Raw genomic sequence first — 15,945 nt, 5'->3', positions numbered from 1 at the left:
CAGGCAAGCATGTCCGAGGGCGTCGGTACCCTGCTCGACGTGAGTGACAGCCTGTTCGACGTGCCCGGCGACGACCCCGCACCCGCGCAGGGCCTCGACGCGGTGGTCCGGCGCGATGCCGGTGCGCCGCTGGCGGTCCGGATGCGGCCGCAGTCGCTCGACGAGGTGATCGGCCAGCAGCATCTGCTCGGGACCGGTTCGCCGCTGCGGCGTCTGGTCGAGGGGTCCGGCGCGGCCTCGGTGCTGCTCTACGGTCCGCCCGGGACCGGCAAGACGACGCTGGCCTCACTGCTGTCGCAGGCCACCGGGCGCCGGTTCGAGGCGCTGTCGGCGCTGTCGGCCGGGGTCAAGGAGGTCCGCGCGGTCATCGACGTGGCCCGGCGCAGGCTCACGGCGGGGGAGCAGACCGTCCTGTTCATCGACGAGGTGCACCGCTTCTCCAAGACCCAGCAGGACGCGCTGCTGGCCGCGGTCGAGAACCGGATCGTGCTGCTCGTCGGCGCGACCACCGAGAACCCGTCGTTCTCGGTGGTGTCCCCGCTGCTGTCGCGCTCGTTGGTGCTGCAGCTGCAGTCGCTCACCCCCGACGACATCCGCCAGGTGCTCACCCGGGCCGTCGCCGATCCCCGCGGGCTGGCGGGGGAGTACACCGTCTCCGACGAGGCGCTCGACCACATCGTGCGGATCGCCGGCGGCGACGCGCGACGCGCGCTGACCGCGCTGGAGGCCTCGGCCGAGTCCTCGCTCGACGGTGTGGTCGACGTGGAGCTGGTGGAGGCCAGCGTCGACAAGGCCGCCGTCCGCTACGACCGCGCCGGTGATCAGCACTACGACGTGATCAGCGCGTTCATCAAGTCCATCCGCGGCTCCGACGTCGACGCCGCCCTGCACTACCTGGCCCGCATGCTCACCGCGGGCGAGGACCCCCGCTTCATCGCCCGCCGCCTGATGATCCACGCCAGCGAGGACATCGGCATGGCCGACCCGATGGCCCTGCAGACCGCCACCGCCGCCGCCCAGGTGGTGCAGTTGGTGGGTCTGCCCGAAGCCAAGCTCGCGCTGGCCCAGGCCACCATCCACCTGGCCACCGCGCCCAAGTCCGGCGCGGTCACCTCGGCGCTGGGCGCGGCCATGGCCGACATCGCCGCGGGCAAGGCCGGCGCGGTGCCCCCACATCTGCGCGACGGCCACTACGCGGGCGCCGCCGCGCTCGGCAACGCCAAGGGCTACAAGTTCCCGCACAACGCGCGCGAAGGCGTGCTCGCCCAGCAGTACCCGCCCGACGAACTGGTCGGTACCGACTACTACGAACCCACCGATCACGGGTTCGAGCGCGAAGTCGGCGGCCGGCTCGGCAAGCTGCGCCGGATCATCCGCGGGAAGTAGTAGCCGGTGTCGCCCAGACCACCCGGTCCGGCGGAAAACCGGTGGATTGCAGGCGGTAGGCTGGACTGCTGTGCAGACCCACGAGATTAGACGGCGTTTCCTGGACCATTTCGTCCGTGCCGGACACACCGAGGTGCCCAGTGCCTCGCTGATCCTGGCCGACCCCAACCTGCTGTTCGTCAACGCAGGTATGGTCCAGTTCAAGCCGTATTTCCTGGGGCAGGAGGCGCCGCCGTACTCGCGCGCGACGAGCGTGCAGAAGTGCGTGCGCACCGGTGACATCGACGAGGTCGGCGTCACGACCCGGCACAACACGTTCTTCCAGATGGCGGGCAACTTCTCCTTCGGCGACTACTTCAAGGAGGGTGCCATCACCCTCGCCTGGGAGCTGATCTCCAAGTCCCAGGAGGAAGGCGGCTTCGGGTTCGATCCCGAACGCATCTGGGTGACCGCCTACGAGTCGGACCCGGAGGCCGCCGAGATCTGGCACCGCGTCGCCGGCATCCCGAAGGAGCGGATCCAGTTCCGCGACGGCAAGGACAACTACTGGGACATGGGCGTGCCCGGTCCCGGTGGCCCCTGCTCGGAGATCTACTACGACCGCGGCCCCGCCTACGGCAAGGAAGGCGGCCCGGTCGCCGACGAGGACCGCTACCTCGAGATCTGGAATCTCGTGTTCATGCAGGACATCCGCGGTGAGCTGAGCCCCAAGCAGGGCCACCCGCCGGTCGGCTCGCTGCCTCGCAAGAACATCGACACCGGTATGGGCGTCGAGCGCGTCGCCATGCTCCTGCAGGGCGTGGAGAACGTCTACGAGACCGACCTGCTGCGCCCGATCATCGACAAGGCCGAGCAGCTCACCGGCCGCTCCTACGGTGTCGAACACGCCGACGACGTGCGCTTCCGCGTGATCGCCGACCACGTCCGCAGCTCCGCGATGCTCATCGCCGACGGCGTGAACCCCGGCAACGACGGCCGCGGCTACGTGCTGCGCCGCCTGCTGCGCCGCATCGTGCGCTCGGCTCGCCTGCTGGGCGCCGAGAAGCCGGTGATGGCCGAGCTGATGAAGGTCGTGTCCGATCTGATGTCGCCGTCCTACCCCGAACTGGCCACCGACTTCTCGCGCATCGAGACTGTCGCGGTCGGTGAGGAGACCGCCTTCCTCAAGACCCTGAACACCGGTGAGACCCTCTTCGACAACGCCGCCACCGCGGTGAAGTCCAAGGGCGGCAAGCAGATCGCCGGTTCGGACGCCTTCGCGCTGCACGACACCTACGGCTTCCCGATCGACCTCACCCTCGAGATGGCCGCCGAGGCGGGCCTGTCGGTGGACGAGGACGGCTTCCGCTCGCTCATGGCCGAGCAGCGCAAGCGCGCCAAGGACGACGCCCAGGCCCGCAAGCACGCGCACGCCGACCTCACCGTCTACAAGGAGCTGGTCGACCGCGGCGCCACCGAGTTCACCGGTTTCGACGAACTCACCTCCGAGGCGCACGTGCTGGCCCTGATCGCCGACGGCGTGCGGGTGCCCGCCGCCCAGGCCGGGTCCGACGTCGAGGTCATCCTCGACCGCAGCCCGCTCTACGCGGAGTCCGGCGGCCAGATCGCCGACCGTGGCACCATCACCGCCTCGGGCCTGAAGCTGCGCATCAACGACGTGCAGAAGATCGCCAAGAAGCTGTGGGTGCACAAGGCCACCGTCGAGCAGGGTCAGATCACCGAGGGCGATGTCGTGCTCGCGCAGGCCGATCCCGCCTGGCGTCGCGGTGCCACCCAGGGCCACTCCGGCACGCACATGGTGCACGCCGCGCTGCGCCAGGTGCTCGGCCCCAACGCGGTGCAGGCCGGCTCGCTGAACAAGCCCGGCTACCTGCGCTTCGACTTCAACTGGCAGGGCGCGCTGAGCGAGCAGCAGAAGGCCGACATCGAGGCCGTCTCCAACGATGCCGTCGGTGCCGACTTCCCGGTGAACACCTTCGTCACCGACTTGCCCAAGGCCAAGGAGATGGGCGCGATGGCCCTCTTCGGCGAGAACTACGGCGACGAGGTGCGCGTCGTGGAGATCGGCGGCCCGTTCTCGATGGAGCTGTGCGGTGGCACCCACGTCGAGCACTCCTCGCAGATCGGCCCGATCACCGTGCTCGGCGAGTCCTCGGTCGGCTCGGGTGTGCGCCGCGTCGAGGCGTTCGTCGGCCTGGACTCCTACAAGTACCTGGCCAAGGAGCGCGCGCTGCTGGCCGGTGTGGCGTCCTCGCTGAAGGTGCCCTCGGAGGAGGTGCCCGGGCGCGTCGAGCAGCTCGTGGAGCGCCTCAAGGTGGCCGAGAAGGAACTCGAGCGCACCAAGATCGCCGCGGTGCTGTCCTCGGCGGGCACGTTCGTGGACCAGGCCGAGCGTGTCGGCTCGCTGCTGCTGGTCGCGGCCGCCGCGCCCGAGGGCGTCGCCGCCGGTGATCTGCGCACCCTGGCCACCGACATCCGTGGCCGCTTCGGCACCGACCCCGCCGTGGTCGTGCTGCTCGGCAACGCCGACGGCAAGGCGCCGTTCGTGGTGTCGGTGAACAAGGCCGCCCAGGATCTCGGAATCAAGGCGGGTGACCTGGTCGCCAGCTTCGGCCCCAGCATCGCCGGCCGCGGCGGTGGCAAGCCGGAGATGGCGCAGGGGTCGGGTTCGGATCCGGCGGGCATCCCGGCCGGTCTGGCCGCGGTCCGCGCCCGGGTGGCCGAACTCGCCGGTTGATGACCGCCACCGCAGGTTCAGCCGACCAGGAACCGGCAGACCGACCGGATCCGGCGACCGACCCCGGTCGGGGCCGCCGGATCGCGATCGATGTCGGCAGTGTCCGGATCGGGGTCGCCTCGAGCGACCCCGACGGAATCCTCGCTACGCCCGTGGAGACGGTGCCGCGCGCCAAACCGGCGAAAGCCGGTGGGCGCGCGGCCGGTCCGCCGGCCGACATCGGCAGAATTGCCGACATTGTGCGGGAATACGAAGCGGTCGAGGTGATCATCGGACTGCCGCGCACATTGCGCGGCGAAAACGGCACCGCGGCGACCATCGCGCGCAGGTTTGCCCGGGAGTTGCGCCGAGTGATCGACCCGATTCCGATACGCCTTTCCGACGAACGTTTGACTACGGTGTCTGCTGCACGTGCGCTGCGCGACAGCGGGGTTCGCGCACGTGGCCAGCGGCAGGTGATCGATCAGGCGGCAGCCGTGTCGATTCTGCAAGGATGGTTGGACGAGCGGAGTTCGGTGTTGAAGGACGCAGCAGGCACGGTCGGAGACGATGCATGACCGACCGATGGGCCAGGGCCGAGGAACGCTACCGGGCGCGGGAAGCTGATCGGCGCTACCCCCGGCGCGACGACTGGGGTCTCGATCCCCGCACCGCGCGCGAGGAGCCGCAGCAGCAGCCCGGCTGGGACGACGATGACGACACCAACGTCATCCCGCGCTACGAGGACGAGCTCTACGACGACGAGCCCGAGCCCGAGCCGGAACCGGTCGAGCCGCCGCGCCGGGTGGGTCAGCGGGCCGCTCCCGCCGGCCGCAGCGCGGGCGCGCGGACCGCGGCCGAGCGTGGGCGTGGCAAGCGGCCCGCCGAGCGCGACCGGCCGCAGCCGGGGCGTGGCAAGGCGGGCGCGGGCCGCAAGCGATCGCGCATCGCCTCGCGCAAGGCGGCCGAGCGTAAACGGCGCAGGCGCAATCTGTGGGTGGTCGGCGCGCTGCTGGCCGTCCTGATCGTCTCGGCGGCCGGGTTCGCCGGCTACAAGCTGATGGATCGGTTCGCCCCGGCCGAGGACTTCGCGGGACCGGCGGGCGCGCCCGTGGTCGTCCAGGTGCATTCCGGCGACACCGCCTCGCAGATCGCCGAGGCCATGCGCGAGAAGGGCATCGTCGCCAGTTCCGAGGCGTTCTACGAAGCGGCAGTGCGGAACTCGGGGATGAACAGTGTGCAGCCCGGGTTCTATGCCATCGGCGTGAACAGCCCCGCCGCCGAGGCCGTCGCGACCCTGGTCGGCGGCAAGTCGCGGGTCGGCAAACTGACCGTCTCCGAGGGCCGGTTGCTGCACGACAAGCACGACGCCAACACCGGTGGCCGCTACGACGGCATCTATCGCAAGATCGCCGATGCCAGCTGCTACGGCATCGAGAAGAAGTGCGTGACCTACGAACAGCTCGACGCCGCGGGCGCGAGCCCGGATCTGGCCGGTCTCGGCGTGCCCGACTGGGCGATGCAGGGCGTGCGGGAATCACCCGACCGCGCCCGGCAGCTCGAAGGTCTGATCGCCGCGGGCACCTGGGATTTCGATCCGAGCGGCACGCCGCAGCAGATCCTGCGGCAACTGGTGACCACCAGCGTGCAGCGCTACGAGTCGACCGGACTGCTCCAGTCCGGCGCCACCACCAACCTGACGCCGTACCAGACCCTGGTCGCGGCCTCGCTCGTCGAGCGGGAGGCGAAGCCGCAGGACATGAGCAAGGTGGCCCGGGTGATCGTGAACCGGCTCAAGGTCGACCAGATGCTGCAGTTCGACTCGACGGTCAACTACACCCTCGACACCACCGAGGTGGCGACCACCGACGCCGACCGCGCCCGCGAAACCGCGTGGAACACCTACGCGATGCGCGGCCTGCCGGTGACCCCGATCTCGGCGCCGTCGCTGGAAGCGTTGCAGGCCATGGAGAATCCGGCCCCGGGCGCGTGGCTGTACTTCGTGACCGTTGACAAGGAGGGCACCACCCTGTTCACCGACAGCTACTCCGAGCACCTGCGCCTGGTCACCCAGGCACAGCGCAGCGGCATCCTCGACAGCTCCAAGCCCTACGGTGGCTGAGGCGCGCAAGGCCGCGGTGCTCGGCAAGCCGATCGCGCACTCGCGCTCGCCGCAACTGCATCTGGCCGCCTACCGCGCGCTCGGGCTCGACTGGAGCTATGAGCGCGTCGAATGCTCGGCCGAGGAACTGCCCGGCTTCGTCGACGGACTCGGACCCGAGTGGGTCGGGCTCTCGGTGACCATGCCGGGCAAGGAAGCCGCCCTGGCGCACGCCGACACGCGCACCGATCGTGCCGTGCTGGTCGGCTCGGCCAACACCCTGGTGCGCACCGAGACGGGCTGGCTGGCCGACTGCACCGACGTGGACGGCGTGCTCGGCGCACTGCGCGGCGGCGGCGTCGACGGGCTGACCGAGGCGGTGGTGCTGGGCGCGGGCGGCACCGCCCGCCCCGCGCTGCTCGCGCTGTCCGAACTGGGCGCGCGGTCGGTCACCGTGGTCGCCCGCGACGCGGGCCGCGCCCGCAGCGCCCTGGAGCTCGCCGAGCGACTCGGCATGGCGGTCTCGACCATCGGCTTCGACGACGACTCCCTCGTGCCCGTGTGCGCACGGGCCGGCGCCGTGGTGAGCACGATCCCCGCCACGGCCGGCGCGGCCGTGGCAGCGCAGGTGGCCGGTGCCCCGGTGGTGCTCGACGCGATCTACAACCCGTGGCCGACCCCGCTGGCCGAGGCGGTCGCCGCGGCCGGGCACACGGTGGTGAGCGGTCTGCAGATGCTGCTGAACCAGGCCTACGGGCAGGTCGAGCTCTTCACCGGCCGGCCCGCCCCGCGCGCGGCGATGGCGGCCGCGCTCGACTGACTCTTTCCCGGGCCCGATCGCCCGATTACCATGGTGCCCAACGCAATCTACGGGGAGGTCGACTGTGTTGGTTCGAATCGGGGTAGTCGTGTTGTCGGTCGCCGCATCGGCGATCGTGGTCGGAGGGCCCGCCGCGGCGCGGGCGGGTGGGTGTTCGTCGGCGCAGCCCAAATGGGGGTTCACCTGCGTGTCCACGGCGTCGAATGTGACGCTGGCCAGCTGTCTGAAGGATGCTCCGCTGTGGAGCGACCGCGCCGAATGCGTCCCGCGGAACGACGGCAGCGGCCGGTACGACCTCTGGGTGCCGTAACGCCGGTCGCGGCGGCGGGAACATCCGATCGGCGGAATTGATACCTGTTCTAGTTTTGGCGGGTTAAGGTAGTGCTCATGACCGCTTGGGTGTTACGAGCCGCCGTGCTGGGTGGGCTGGTCGTCGGGCTTCGGCTGCTGCTCGGCTTCGCGATGGCGTCCTGGCCGACCTACGGCGTGATCTGGCGGGTGGCCTGCCTCATCGTGATCGTCGGCGTCGCCGTGGCCTGGGGCATGCGGGACGGCCGGTCGGGTGCGGGCGCCGATCTCACCGTGCGCTGGCTGGCCGCGGGTGCGGTGGCCGGGATCGGCAGCGGCGCGCTGTGCTGGGCCCTCGATCACGTCCCCGGCATCGAACTCGGTGATTCCGGGGCACTGTTCGAGCTCACCTCGTCGGCGTCGTTCATCCTGCTGCTGATCTTCCTGCCCGCGCTGGCCGGGGTCGCGCTCGGCCGTCGGCAGGCCCGGCGTACGCCCGCCGCGCCCGCGCCCGCCACGGCCTCGGAGTTCGCTCCGGCCGTCTGAGCCGCACCGATCCTGTGCCCGGCGAGTCCGCTCGCCGGGCACAGTCGCGTGTCAGAGCAGGATCGGACCGCCGGTGGAACCCTCGCGGGCGATCGCGGAGTAGGCCGCGGCCAGCAGCGACGGGTCGGGACCTTCGAGCCGGCCGGGCTTGGCCAGGCCGTCGAGCACCACGAACCGCAGCACACCCGAGCGGGTCTTCTTGTCGGTCTGCATGGCGTCCATCAGCTGCGGCAGCGCGTCACTGTCGTAGCTCACCGGCAGGCCGACGCTCTCCAGGATGGTGCGGTGCCGGTCGGCGGTCGCGTCGTCGAGGCGACCGGCCAGCCTGCCCAGCTCGGCGGCGAACACCAGGCCGACGGACACCGCCGCGCCGTGGCGCCAGCGGTAGCGCTCGCGGCGTTCCACGGCGTGGCCCAGGGTGTGGCCGTAGTTGAGGATCTCGCGCAGGCTCGATTCCTTGAGGTCGGCGGCCACGACATCGGCCTTGACCTGGATGGCGCGCCGGATCAGCTCGGGCAGCACCTCGCCGGTGGGGTCGAGCGCGACCTCCGGATCGGCCTCGATCAGGTCGAGGATCACCGGGTCTGCGATGAAGCCGGCCTTGATGATCTCGGCCATGCCCGCCACGATCTCGTTGCGGGGGACCGTCTCCAGGGTGGCCAGGTCCACCAGTACGGCGCTGGGCTCGTGGAAGCTGCCGACGAGGTTCTTGCCCGCCTCGGTGTTGATGCCGGTCTTGCCGCCGACCGCCGCGTCGACCATCGCCAGCAGCGTGGTGGGCACGTGCACGATGCGCACCCCGCGCATCCAGGTGGCGGCGACGAAGCCGGCCAGGTCGGTGGCCGCACCGCCGCCGAGGCTCACCACGGCGTCGTTGCGGGTCAGCCCGATGCGGCCGAGCACCTCCCAGCAGAACCCGGCCACGGCCAGGTCCTTGCCGTCCTCGGCGTCGGGGATCTCGATGCGGTGTGCGTCGATCCCGGTGTCGGCCAGCGCTTTCCGGACCGCCTCGGCGGTCTCGGCCAGCGGCGGCTGATGGAAGATCGCCACGGTCCGCACGGCATTGCCCGCGGAGACCGCTTCGACGAGATCGCCGAGCAGCCCGCGGCCGATGATCACCGGGTACGGGTCGGCGGTGCGGACCTGGATGGTGGTCGGCTCTGTCACGTGCGCTGCTCCGATTCTTTCTGGTCGTTGTTCTTGCGTCGGCCGCCGCGTCGCCGCGGCCTGTTGCGCCGCGCGCGTTCGCCCGGTGCGGCGGCGCGGTCCGCGTCGCCGGATTGCCCCGGTCCGCCTCGCCTGCCCGCCGGGTCCGGGGTGCCCGCGCGGCCGGTTGCCGGCGTGCTCTCACCGGGCGTGGCGCGTTCGGTGCCGGCTGCGCGGAAGGTGCCGTCGGCCGCGCGGTTCGCGGTGGCCGCCGAGCGGATCCGGGCACCGCCACGGCGTGATCTGGACCGCCGGGAGCGGCGCGTTCCGGTGGTGCGGGCCCCGGCCGTTTCGCCCTGGCCGGTGCCTGTCCGCGTGCCCCCGGCCCCGCCGGTCTGGGGCGCGGAGTCGGCGGAACGCGCTGTCGCCGAACCGGTTCGGTCCAGTGTGCTCTGCTCGGCATTCGCCCGGCGAGCGGCGGCCGCGCGCGCTCTGGCGCGGCGCCGGGCCCGGGAACGATTGCTGCCGATGCCCGGCCTGCTGGTGACCGAACCCGATGCGGCGGAACCGGTTCCGGCGCCGCGCTGCGTGTCCAGGTCGGTGCGCACGGACTCCAGGCCCAGTTTGGTCAGGATCATCCGCACCACGCGCCCGGGGCTGCGCCCGTCGGTGCGGACCCGGACCGTGGCCACCTCACGGTAGAGCGGTCGCCGGGTGCGCATCAGCTCCCGGTACTTGGCCCCGGGATCGGCGCCGTTGAGCAGCGGCCTGGCATTGCTCGACCCGGTCCGCCGCAGTCCTTCGGCCACACTGATCTCCAGGTAGACCACGGTCGCGCCACGCAACACCGCCCTGGTCTTGGCCGACAGCACCGAACCGCCACCGAGCGAGACGACACCGTCGTGCTCGAGCACCGCCCGGCGCACCACCTCTTCCTCGATCCGGCGGAACTCCGGTTCCCCATCGGTCGCGAAGATGTCGGGAATGCTGCGCCCGGTATCGGACTCGATCCCGGCGTCGGTGTCGTACAGCTCGACTCCGAGCTCCCTGGCCAGCTTTCGCCCGATCGTCGACTTGCCCGAGCCCGGCGGCCCGACCAGCACAACTCGTGCCCGCGCGACGAACTCGTCGCTGTCGGCGCCGACACTCGGTGGGGGGCCCGCGTCGTTGTCCTCCGCGGCCCCCTCCTGCCCCGGCCCGGTCACGACGTGCGGCTGTCCGCGGGCACGTGCGGGCGGTTGCCGATCCGGTCGAGGTACCTGGTGATGTTGTCGAGCGTCTCGGTGAGCGAGTCACCACCGAACTTGTCCAGCGCGGCCTGGGCCACGACCAGCGCCACCATCGACTCGGCGACCACGCCGGCCGCGGGCACGGCGCACACGTCCGAGCGCTGGTGGATCGCGACGGCTTCCTCGCCGGTGGACATGTCGACGGTCGACAGCGCGCGCGGCACGGTCGAGATCGGCTTCATCGCGGCGCGCACCCGCAGCGCCTCGCCATTGGTCATGCCGCCCTCGAGACCACCGGCACGGTTGGTCGAGCGCAGAACGCCGTCGGGGCCGGGACGCATCTCGTCGTGAGCCTGGCTGCCGCGCCGGCGCGCGGTCTCGAAACCGTCACCCACCTCGACACCCTTGATCGCCTGGATGCCCATGAGGGCCGCGGCCAGCCGCGAATCCAGGCGCTGCTCACCGCTGATGAACGAGCCGAGCCCGATCGGCAGACCGTCGACGATCACCTCGACGACACCGCCCAGGGTGTCGCCGTCCTTCTTGGCGGCCTCGATCTCGGCGATCATCGCCGCCTCGGCCTCGGCGTCGAAGGCGCGCACCGGGCTGGCGTCGATCGCCTCGAGATCACCCGCACCCGGGATGACACCGGTGGTGTTGGCGGCGGTGCCGATCGACACCACATGCGAGATCACCTCGACGCCGAAGGCCTGGCGCAGGAAGTTACGGGCGACCGTACCCGCCGCGACGCGGGCCGCGGTCTCCCGGGCACTGGCCCGCTCGAGCACCGGACGCGCGTCGTCGAAGTTGTACTTGAGCATGCCGGAGAAGTCGGCGTGACCGGGGCGCGGGCGGGTCAGCGGCGCGTTGCGCGCCATCCCGGCGAGGGCTTCCTCGTCGACCGGGTCGGCCGACATCACCTCGGTCCACTTGGGCCACTCGGAGTTGGCGACCTCGATCGCGACCGGACCACCCATGGTCCGGCCATGGCGAACGCCGCCGACCAGGGTGACCTTGTCGGCCTCGAACTTCATCCGGGCGCCGCGCCCGTACCCGAGCCGTCGGCGCGCGAGCTGTGCGGAGACGTCGTCCGATGTCACCTCGACTCCGGCGACCATCCCTTCCAGGAGGGCGACGAGAGCGGGACCATGGGATTCTCCGGCAGTTATCCAGCGCAACACGCCGACCATCTTCCCATGTCGGCGCGCGTGGTCGGGCACGTGGTCCGACGTGACGAGCAGCACGTCGGCGGTGTGCCGGGGCGCGCGGTGGCGGCCGCCGCCCCGATCTTGCTGCGTCGACCCCGTCCGGCGGACTTCCGGGACACGCCAACCAGGTCCGGGAACCGTCCGGCGCGTCGTGGTGGCGGTCATGCCAGTGCCATCGCGGTGACGGTGGCCAGGCACATGGCGGGCCCGTGCGGCACGGTCCGGCGGTCGGGGATCCTGGCACCGCGCGCGGTGCGGCCCAGTGCCGCGCGGATCCGGTCACCGCCGAGCACCGCGACGGCCACCGCGGCGGTGAGGACGGGCGCGGCGAGGGCCGCCCACACCCAGGCCGGTGGTCCGGCGAGTGCGGCGGCCGCGCCCAGCGCCACGGCCAGTTTGACATCGCCGGCGCCCAGCGCGGCCGGAGAGATCAGATGCGTGACCAGATACGGCATGGTCAGCAGGGCGGCGCCGGCGAGTGCGGTGGGCAGCTGTCCGGCGCAGTAGGCGTAGCCGAACACCGCCGCCGCCCCGGTGCCGGTGAGGGCGTTGGGCAGGCGGCGCGCATGGATGTCGATGACGCCCAGCAGCAGGCACCAGGCGATGAGCAGGCAGAACGCGGCAGTGGTCATGCCATCGATCGTGCGGCGCGCCGAGCGCCCGATCGAGGCCGCGAATGCGAATGTGGACAACTCCGGGTCATGTGGACAACGCGGTGTCCAGTTGCCGCCGGGACGCCGCGCCGCGGCCCGGACACGGACCGCCGCGTTCGGTGCCGACGTGTCGGACGTCGAGCGGTAGCGTTGACCCATGTGTGCTGACTACACGGGTCCCGATCACGCGGCACGGCGTGGCGCCCTGCGGAGCCTGCTGGTGGAGAACGGGGTCGACGCGCTGCTGGTGACCGACCTGGTCAACATCCGCTATCTGACCGGCTTCACCGGATCCAACGCGGTCCTGCTGGTGCACTCCTGGGATATGCGCGGTGCCGAGGACCGCACCGTCATCGGCACCGACGGCCGCTACTCCGCGCAGGTCGGCGAGCAGGTGCCGGATCTGCAGGCCGAGATCTCCCGGGCCACCGCGCGCCGCATCATCGAGCTGGCGGGGGAGTGGCAGCTGGGCCGGATCGGGTTCGAGAGCCACGTGGTGACCGTCGCGGAGCACACCGCCTTCCAAGCGCTGCGGACCGGACTGCAGCTGGTGCCGACCAACGGGCTGGTCGAGCAGCTGCGCATGGTGAAGGACGACTACGAGATCGCGCAGCTGCGCGCGGCCTGCGCGGCCGCCGACGCCGCCCTGGCGGGCCTGCTCGAGCGCGGCCTGATCCGGCCGGGCCGGACCGAACGCCAGGTGGCCCGCGATCTCGAGTGGGCGATGTTCGAGCACGGCGCCGACGCGGTGTCGTTCGAGACCATCGTCGCCGCCGGGCCGAATTCGGCCGTACCGCACCACCGGCCCACCGGCGCCGTGCTCGGCGCGGGCGACTTCGTCAAACTCGATTTCGGCGCGGTCGTCGACGGCTACCACTCCGACATGACCCGCACCCTGGTGCTCGGCGCCCCCGCGGACTGGCAGCGCGAGATCTACGAACTGGTCGCCCGCTCCCAGCAGGCGGGCCGGGAGGCGCTGAAGCCGGGCGCCGGGACCGCCGAGGTCGACGCGGCGGCGCGGGTGGTGATCGAGGAGGCGGGGTACGGCGCGCAGTTCGTGCACGGTCTCGGACACGGGGTCGGACTGCAGATCCACGAAGCGCCGGGAGTGGCGAAAACGAGTACCGGTACACTTCTTGCTGGCGTGGCGGTGACCGTCGAACCAGGTGTGTACCTTCCCGGCCGCGGCGGGGTCCGGATCGAGGACACGCTCGTGGTGCGCGAAGGGGGCCCGGACCTGCTCACCCTCACCAGCAAGGACCTGACCGTCGTCGAATGACGCCGGTCCCCCAGAGACCGCAGTAAACGAACGAGGAGATCCGAGGACAGTGGCGGACACCAGCGACTTCAAGAACGGCCTTGTGCTGAAGATCGACGGTCAGCTCCAGCAGATCGTCGAATTCCAGCACGTGAAGCCGGGTAAGGGCCCCGCCTTCGTGCGGACCAAGCTGAAGAACGTCGTGTCCGGCAAGGTCGTCGACAAGACCTTCAACGCGGGCGTCAAGGTCGAGACCGCGACCGTCGACCGTCGCGACATGACCTACCTGTACCACGACGGCACCGACTACATCTTCATGGACGGCGACACCTACGACCAGATCTCCATCCCGGAGGCCACCATCGGTCAGGGCGCGCGCTTCCTGCTGGAGAACATGGGCGTGCAGGTCGCGGTGCACGAGGACGCGCCGCTGTTCGTCGAGCTCCCCGTCACGATCGAGCTCCTCGTCCAGCACACCGACATCGGCCTGCAGGGCGACCGCTCGACCGGCGGCACCAAGCCCGCCACCCTGGAAACCGGCGCCGAGGTGCAGGTCCCGCTGTTCATCAACACCGGTGACAAGCTGAAGATCGACTCGCGCGACGGCAGCTACCTCGGCCGCGTCAACGCCTGATCGTGACGGACTCTCCGGCCGACAAGAAGGGCTCGTTCAAGAAGCTGGGCGCGCGCCACAAGGCGCGCCGCCGGGCGGTGGACCTGCTGTTCGAAGCCGAGGCGCGCGATGTCGACGTCTCGGACCTGCTCGCCGAACGCGCCGAACTGGCCACCAGTGACCAGAGCGTGGCGCCCGTGCACGCCTACACCTCGGTACTGGTGGAAGGCGTCGCCGACGACCTCGACCGGGTCGACGGCACCATCGAGGGCTACCTGCAGGACTGGACCCTGTCCCGGCTGCCCGCCGTGGACCGGGCGATCCTGCGGATCGCGGTGTGGGAGCTGTTCCACGCCACCGACGTACCGCCGGTGGTCGCGGTGGACGAGGCCGTCGAACTGGCCAAGGAACTGTCCACCGACGACTCCCCGTCGTTCGTGAACGGGGTGCTCGGCCAGGTCGTGCAGGTGGCGCCGCAGGTGCGTGCCGCGGCCGCGGCCACCCGCGCCGCACGTCCCGCGCCGGAGGACCGGTCGTGACGAACAAGTACCTCGTGATGGTCATGCGCACACCGCGTTTCGACCCGTCCGTGGTGGAGCCGCACCGCGAGTTCCTGCGGGAGCTGCTCGCGAAGGGTCAGCTGCAGGAGAGCGGCCGCTTCACCGACGGCAGCGGTGGCGCCTACGTGATCCTGGCCGACAGCCTCGAGGCCGCGACGGCCATCGCGCACGCCGACCCGGTCCACACGAGCGGCGTCTCGGAGCTGACGATCTACGAATGGGAGATCGCCGTCTCGGCGTGAAAACCGTTCCACCACAGCCGCACATCCGCGCAGGATGTGCGGCTGTCGTCGTTCCGGGGTCCCGGCGTTCCGCTGCGCGTGGTCGTGAGGTGCAGGAGAATGCAACCAGTATCGAACGCCGTGGGGGGAAGACCGTGAACGCGCAACCATCGCTGAGCAGCTGGCACATGACCCGGGCGCAATACCTGTGGGCCGCACTGGGTATGGCCGTGGTCTTCGCCATCCTCATCATGGCGCGCGGCAGTGTGCGCGAGATCTTCAAGGTGCAGCCGGATTTCGTGCTCGGCCTGTCGCTGTCGATCAGCACGATCTTCTTCACCAAGGCGTTCTCCCGCTCGGCCGTCGCCTCGGCCGTGCACCACATCCACGAGCCGCACGAGCCGAATGTCGTTGCGGCCCTGGACGCCGCGGTCGCCCGGCGGTTGCACGAGATGGGGTTGCACGAGAACGTCGCCCTGCTCGGCCGGGATGTGGCGGTGGCGAGCAAACGGATCAACGAGTTCTACGACCTGCAGGCGATGGAGCCGCGCTTCCACACGACCGCGCCGCTGCTGCGGGTGGCGCTGACCGACCTCGACGACGCGCTGGCCATTCTGAGCCGGGTGGCCGAACGGATCGGCACCACCGAAACCGTTCCGGTGTACCGCATTCCGGACGCGATCAAGTCCCATCTCAACGACGCGCTGCGCGATGTCGTCGAGGCCTCGGCCCGGCGCAACGAAACCTACGAGGCGCTGCGATCCCAGGTGGCGGGGGACCCGGTCGACGATCTGTGGGGCCTGTTCGCGGTGCTCACCTCGGACACGCTCAAGGCGCAGCGTGACCTGGAGTCTCTGGTGTGCAAGACGATCCAGTCGGTGCCCGCCGACCGTATCGCCGTCCTCCAGGGGTATCTCGCGGCATCGCTGAGCAGGCTGGACACCGTGGGTGAGCTGATCCGGGCGCGGGGGCTGGCCGCACCGCCCGCCATGCAGATCATCGCCGAGGACCTGCTCCGAGCACAGGCCAAGCTGACGCGTGCCCAGGAGGCCGGCGAGCAGCCCGGCGTGCCCGCCACCGCGGCCTGAACGGCCCTGCGCCGACGGGGAATCCCGACGGCCTCCGCCGGTGGGTGTACGGGAAACCGGCGGAGGCGCGACCAGCCCTGGGTGGCGCGGGCTGTCGGGGGTGTGCGCGAGG

14 protein-coding genes and 1 pseudogene are annotated in these 15,945 nt (G+C 71.0%); 11 read left to right on the top strand and 4 right to left on the bottom strand.

Annotated elements, in window-relative coordinates; all coding sequences use genetic code 11:
• Positions 1-9: 9 nt before the first annotated feature.
• From EL493_RS24730 to EL493_RS24700, 6 genes are all read left to right on the top strand, one after another.
• Positions 10-1,386, top strand: a complete 1,377-nt coding sequence (locus EL493_RS24730; protein ID WP_019047850.1) for a replication-associated recombination protein A — start codon at positions 10-12, stop codon at positions 1,384-1,386.
• A 70-nt stretch (positions 1,387-1,456) separates the two neighbouring features.
• Positions 1,457-4,123, top strand: coding sequence for an alanine--tRNA ligase (alaS, locus tag EL493_RS24725; RefSeq protein ID WP_019047849.1), 2,667 nt, complete (start codon positions 1,457-1,459; stop codon positions 4,121-4,123).
• Positions 4,123-4,680, top strand: coding sequence for a Holliday junction resolvase RuvX (gene ruvX, locus EL493_RS24720; RefSeq protein ID WP_019047848.1), 558 nt, complete (start codon positions 4,123-4,125; stop codon positions 4,678-4,680). The genes alaS and ruvX overlap by 1 nt, the downstream gene beginning before the upstream one ends.
• Positions 4,677-6,224: an endolytic transglycosylase MltG gene (gene mltG / locus EL493_RS24715; RefSeq protein ID WP_019047847.1), complete on the top strand. Its 1,548-nt coding sequence runs from the start codon at positions 4,677-4,679 to the stop codon at positions 6,222-6,224. The genes ruvX and mltG overlap by 4 nt, the downstream gene beginning before the upstream one ends.
• Positions 6,217-7,023 carry a shikimate dehydrogenase gene (locus EL493_RS24710; protein WP_019047846.1) on the top strand — a complete coding sequence of 269 codons (807 nt, stop codon included), beginning with the start codon at positions 6,217-6,219 and terminating at the stop codon, positions 7,021-7,023. The genes mltG and EL493_RS24710 overlap by 8 nt, the downstream gene beginning before the upstream one ends.
• Positions 7,024-7,410: 387 nt before the next feature.
• A complete protein-coding gene (locus tag EL493_RS24700) occupies positions 7,411-7,857 on the top strand; it encodes a B-4DMT family transporter (protein WP_030203515.1) in 447 nt (148 codons plus the stop codon).
• A gap of 51 nt (positions 7,858-7,908) precedes the next feature.
• Here EL493_RS24700 and aroB read toward each other — a convergent pair whose 3' ends face one another.
• The 4 genes and pseudogenes from aroB to EL493_RS24680 all read right to left on the bottom strand — a co-directional run bounded on the left by aroB (position 7,909) and on the right by EL493_RS24680 (position 12,072).
• A complete protein-coding gene (gene aroB / locus EL493_RS24695; RefSeq protein WP_019047843.1) occupies positions 7,909-9,024 on the bottom strand; it encodes a 3-dehydroquinate synthase in 1,116 nt (371 codons plus the stop codon).
• A gap of 599 nt (positions 9,025-9,623) precedes the next feature.
• Positions 9,624-10,106, bottom strand: a pseudogene (locus tag EL493_RS33305) (shikimate kinase); the annotation flags it as partial.
• Positions 10,107-10,204: 98 nt separating this feature from the next.
• Positions 10,205-11,413 (bottom strand): chorismate synthase, encoded by a 1,209-nt coding sequence (gene aroC / locus EL493_RS24685; protein ID WP_022566285.1) that lies wholly within the window; start codon positions 11,411-11,413, stop codon positions 10,205-10,207.
• 188 nt (positions 11,414-11,601) lie between these two features.
• Positions 11,602-12,072, bottom strand: a complete 471-nt coding sequence (locus tag EL493_RS24680) for a prepilin peptidase (RefSeq protein WP_019047840.1) — start codon at positions 12,070-12,072, stop codon at positions 11,602-11,604.
• A 178-nt stretch (positions 12,073-12,250) separates the two neighbouring features.
• On the opposite strand from EL493_RS24680, the gene EL493_RS24675 reads away from it, so the two are divergent.
• The 5 genes from EL493_RS24675 (at position 12,251) to EL493_RS24655 (ending at position 15,833) form a co-directional block, all read left to right on the top strand.
• A complete protein-coding gene (locus EL493_RS24675) occupies positions 12,251-13,372 on the top strand; it encodes an aminopeptidase P family protein (RefSeq protein ID WP_019047839.1) in 1,122 nt (373 codons plus the stop codon).
• Positions 13,373-13,421: 49 nt separating this feature from the next.
• Positions 13,422-13,985 carry an elongation factor P gene (efp, locus tag EL493_RS24670; protein ID WP_019047838.1) on the top strand — a complete coding sequence of 188 codons (564 nt, stop codon included), beginning with the start codon at positions 13,422-13,424 and terminating at the stop codon, positions 13,983-13,985.
• A gap of 2 nt (positions 13,986-13,987) precedes the next feature.
• Positions 13,988-14,503 carry a transcription antitermination factor NusB gene (gene nusB, locus EL493_RS24665; protein WP_019047837.1) on the top strand — a complete coding sequence of 172 codons (516 nt, stop codon included), beginning with the start codon at positions 13,988-13,990 and terminating at the stop codon, positions 14,501-14,503.
• On the top strand, positions 14,500-14,766 hold the full coding sequence (locus EL493_RS24660) for a YciI family protein (RefSeq protein ID WP_019047836.1): 267 nt from the start codon (positions 14,500-14,502) through the stop codon (positions 14,764-14,766). The genes nusB and EL493_RS24660 overlap by 4 nt, the downstream gene beginning before the upstream one ends.
• Before the next feature lie 134 nt (positions 14,767-14,900).
• Complete coding sequence (locus EL493_RS24655) at positions 14,901-15,833, top strand: hypothetical protein (RefSeq protein ID WP_019047835.1); 933 nt, start codon at positions 14,901-14,903, stop codon at positions 15,831-15,833.
• The last annotated feature ends 112 nt before the right edge of the window (positions 15,834-15,945 follow it).

Source organism: Nocardia asteroides, from assembly GCF_900637185.1.
GTDB lineage: Bacteria > Actinomycetota > Actinomycetes > Mycobacteriales > Mycobacteriaceae > Nocardia > Nocardia asteroides.
This window is presented reverse-complemented; position numbering and strand designations above follow the sequence as displayed.

What these genes read in the sequence shown, in the direction of transcription:
- EL493_RS24730 (WP_019047850.1), top strand. Translation starts at nt 10, where the DNA reads ATGTCCGAGGGCGTCGGTACCCTGCTCGACGTGAGTGACAGCCTGTTC.
- ruvX (WP_019047848.1), top strand. Translation starts at nt 4,123, where the DNA reads ATGACCGCCACCGCAGGTTCAGCCGACCAGGAACCGGCAGACCGACCG.
- mltG (WP_019047847.1), top strand. Translation starts at nt 4,677, where the DNA reads ATGACCGACCGATGGGCCAGGGCCGAGGAACGCTACCGGGCGCGGGAA.
- EL493_RS24700 (WP_030203515.1), top strand. Translation starts at nt 7,411, where the DNA reads ATGACCGCTTGGGTGTTACGAGCCGCCGTGCTGGGTGGGCTGGTCGTC.
- EL493_RS24680 (WP_019047840.1), bottom strand. Translation starts at nt 12,072, where the DNA reads ATGACCACTGCCGCGTTCTGCCTGCTCATCGCCTGGTGCCTGCTGCTG.
- EL493_RS24675 (WP_019047839.1), top strand. Translation starts at nt 12,251, where the DNA reads ATGTGTGCTGACTACACGGGTCCCGATCACGCGGCACGGCGTGGCGCC.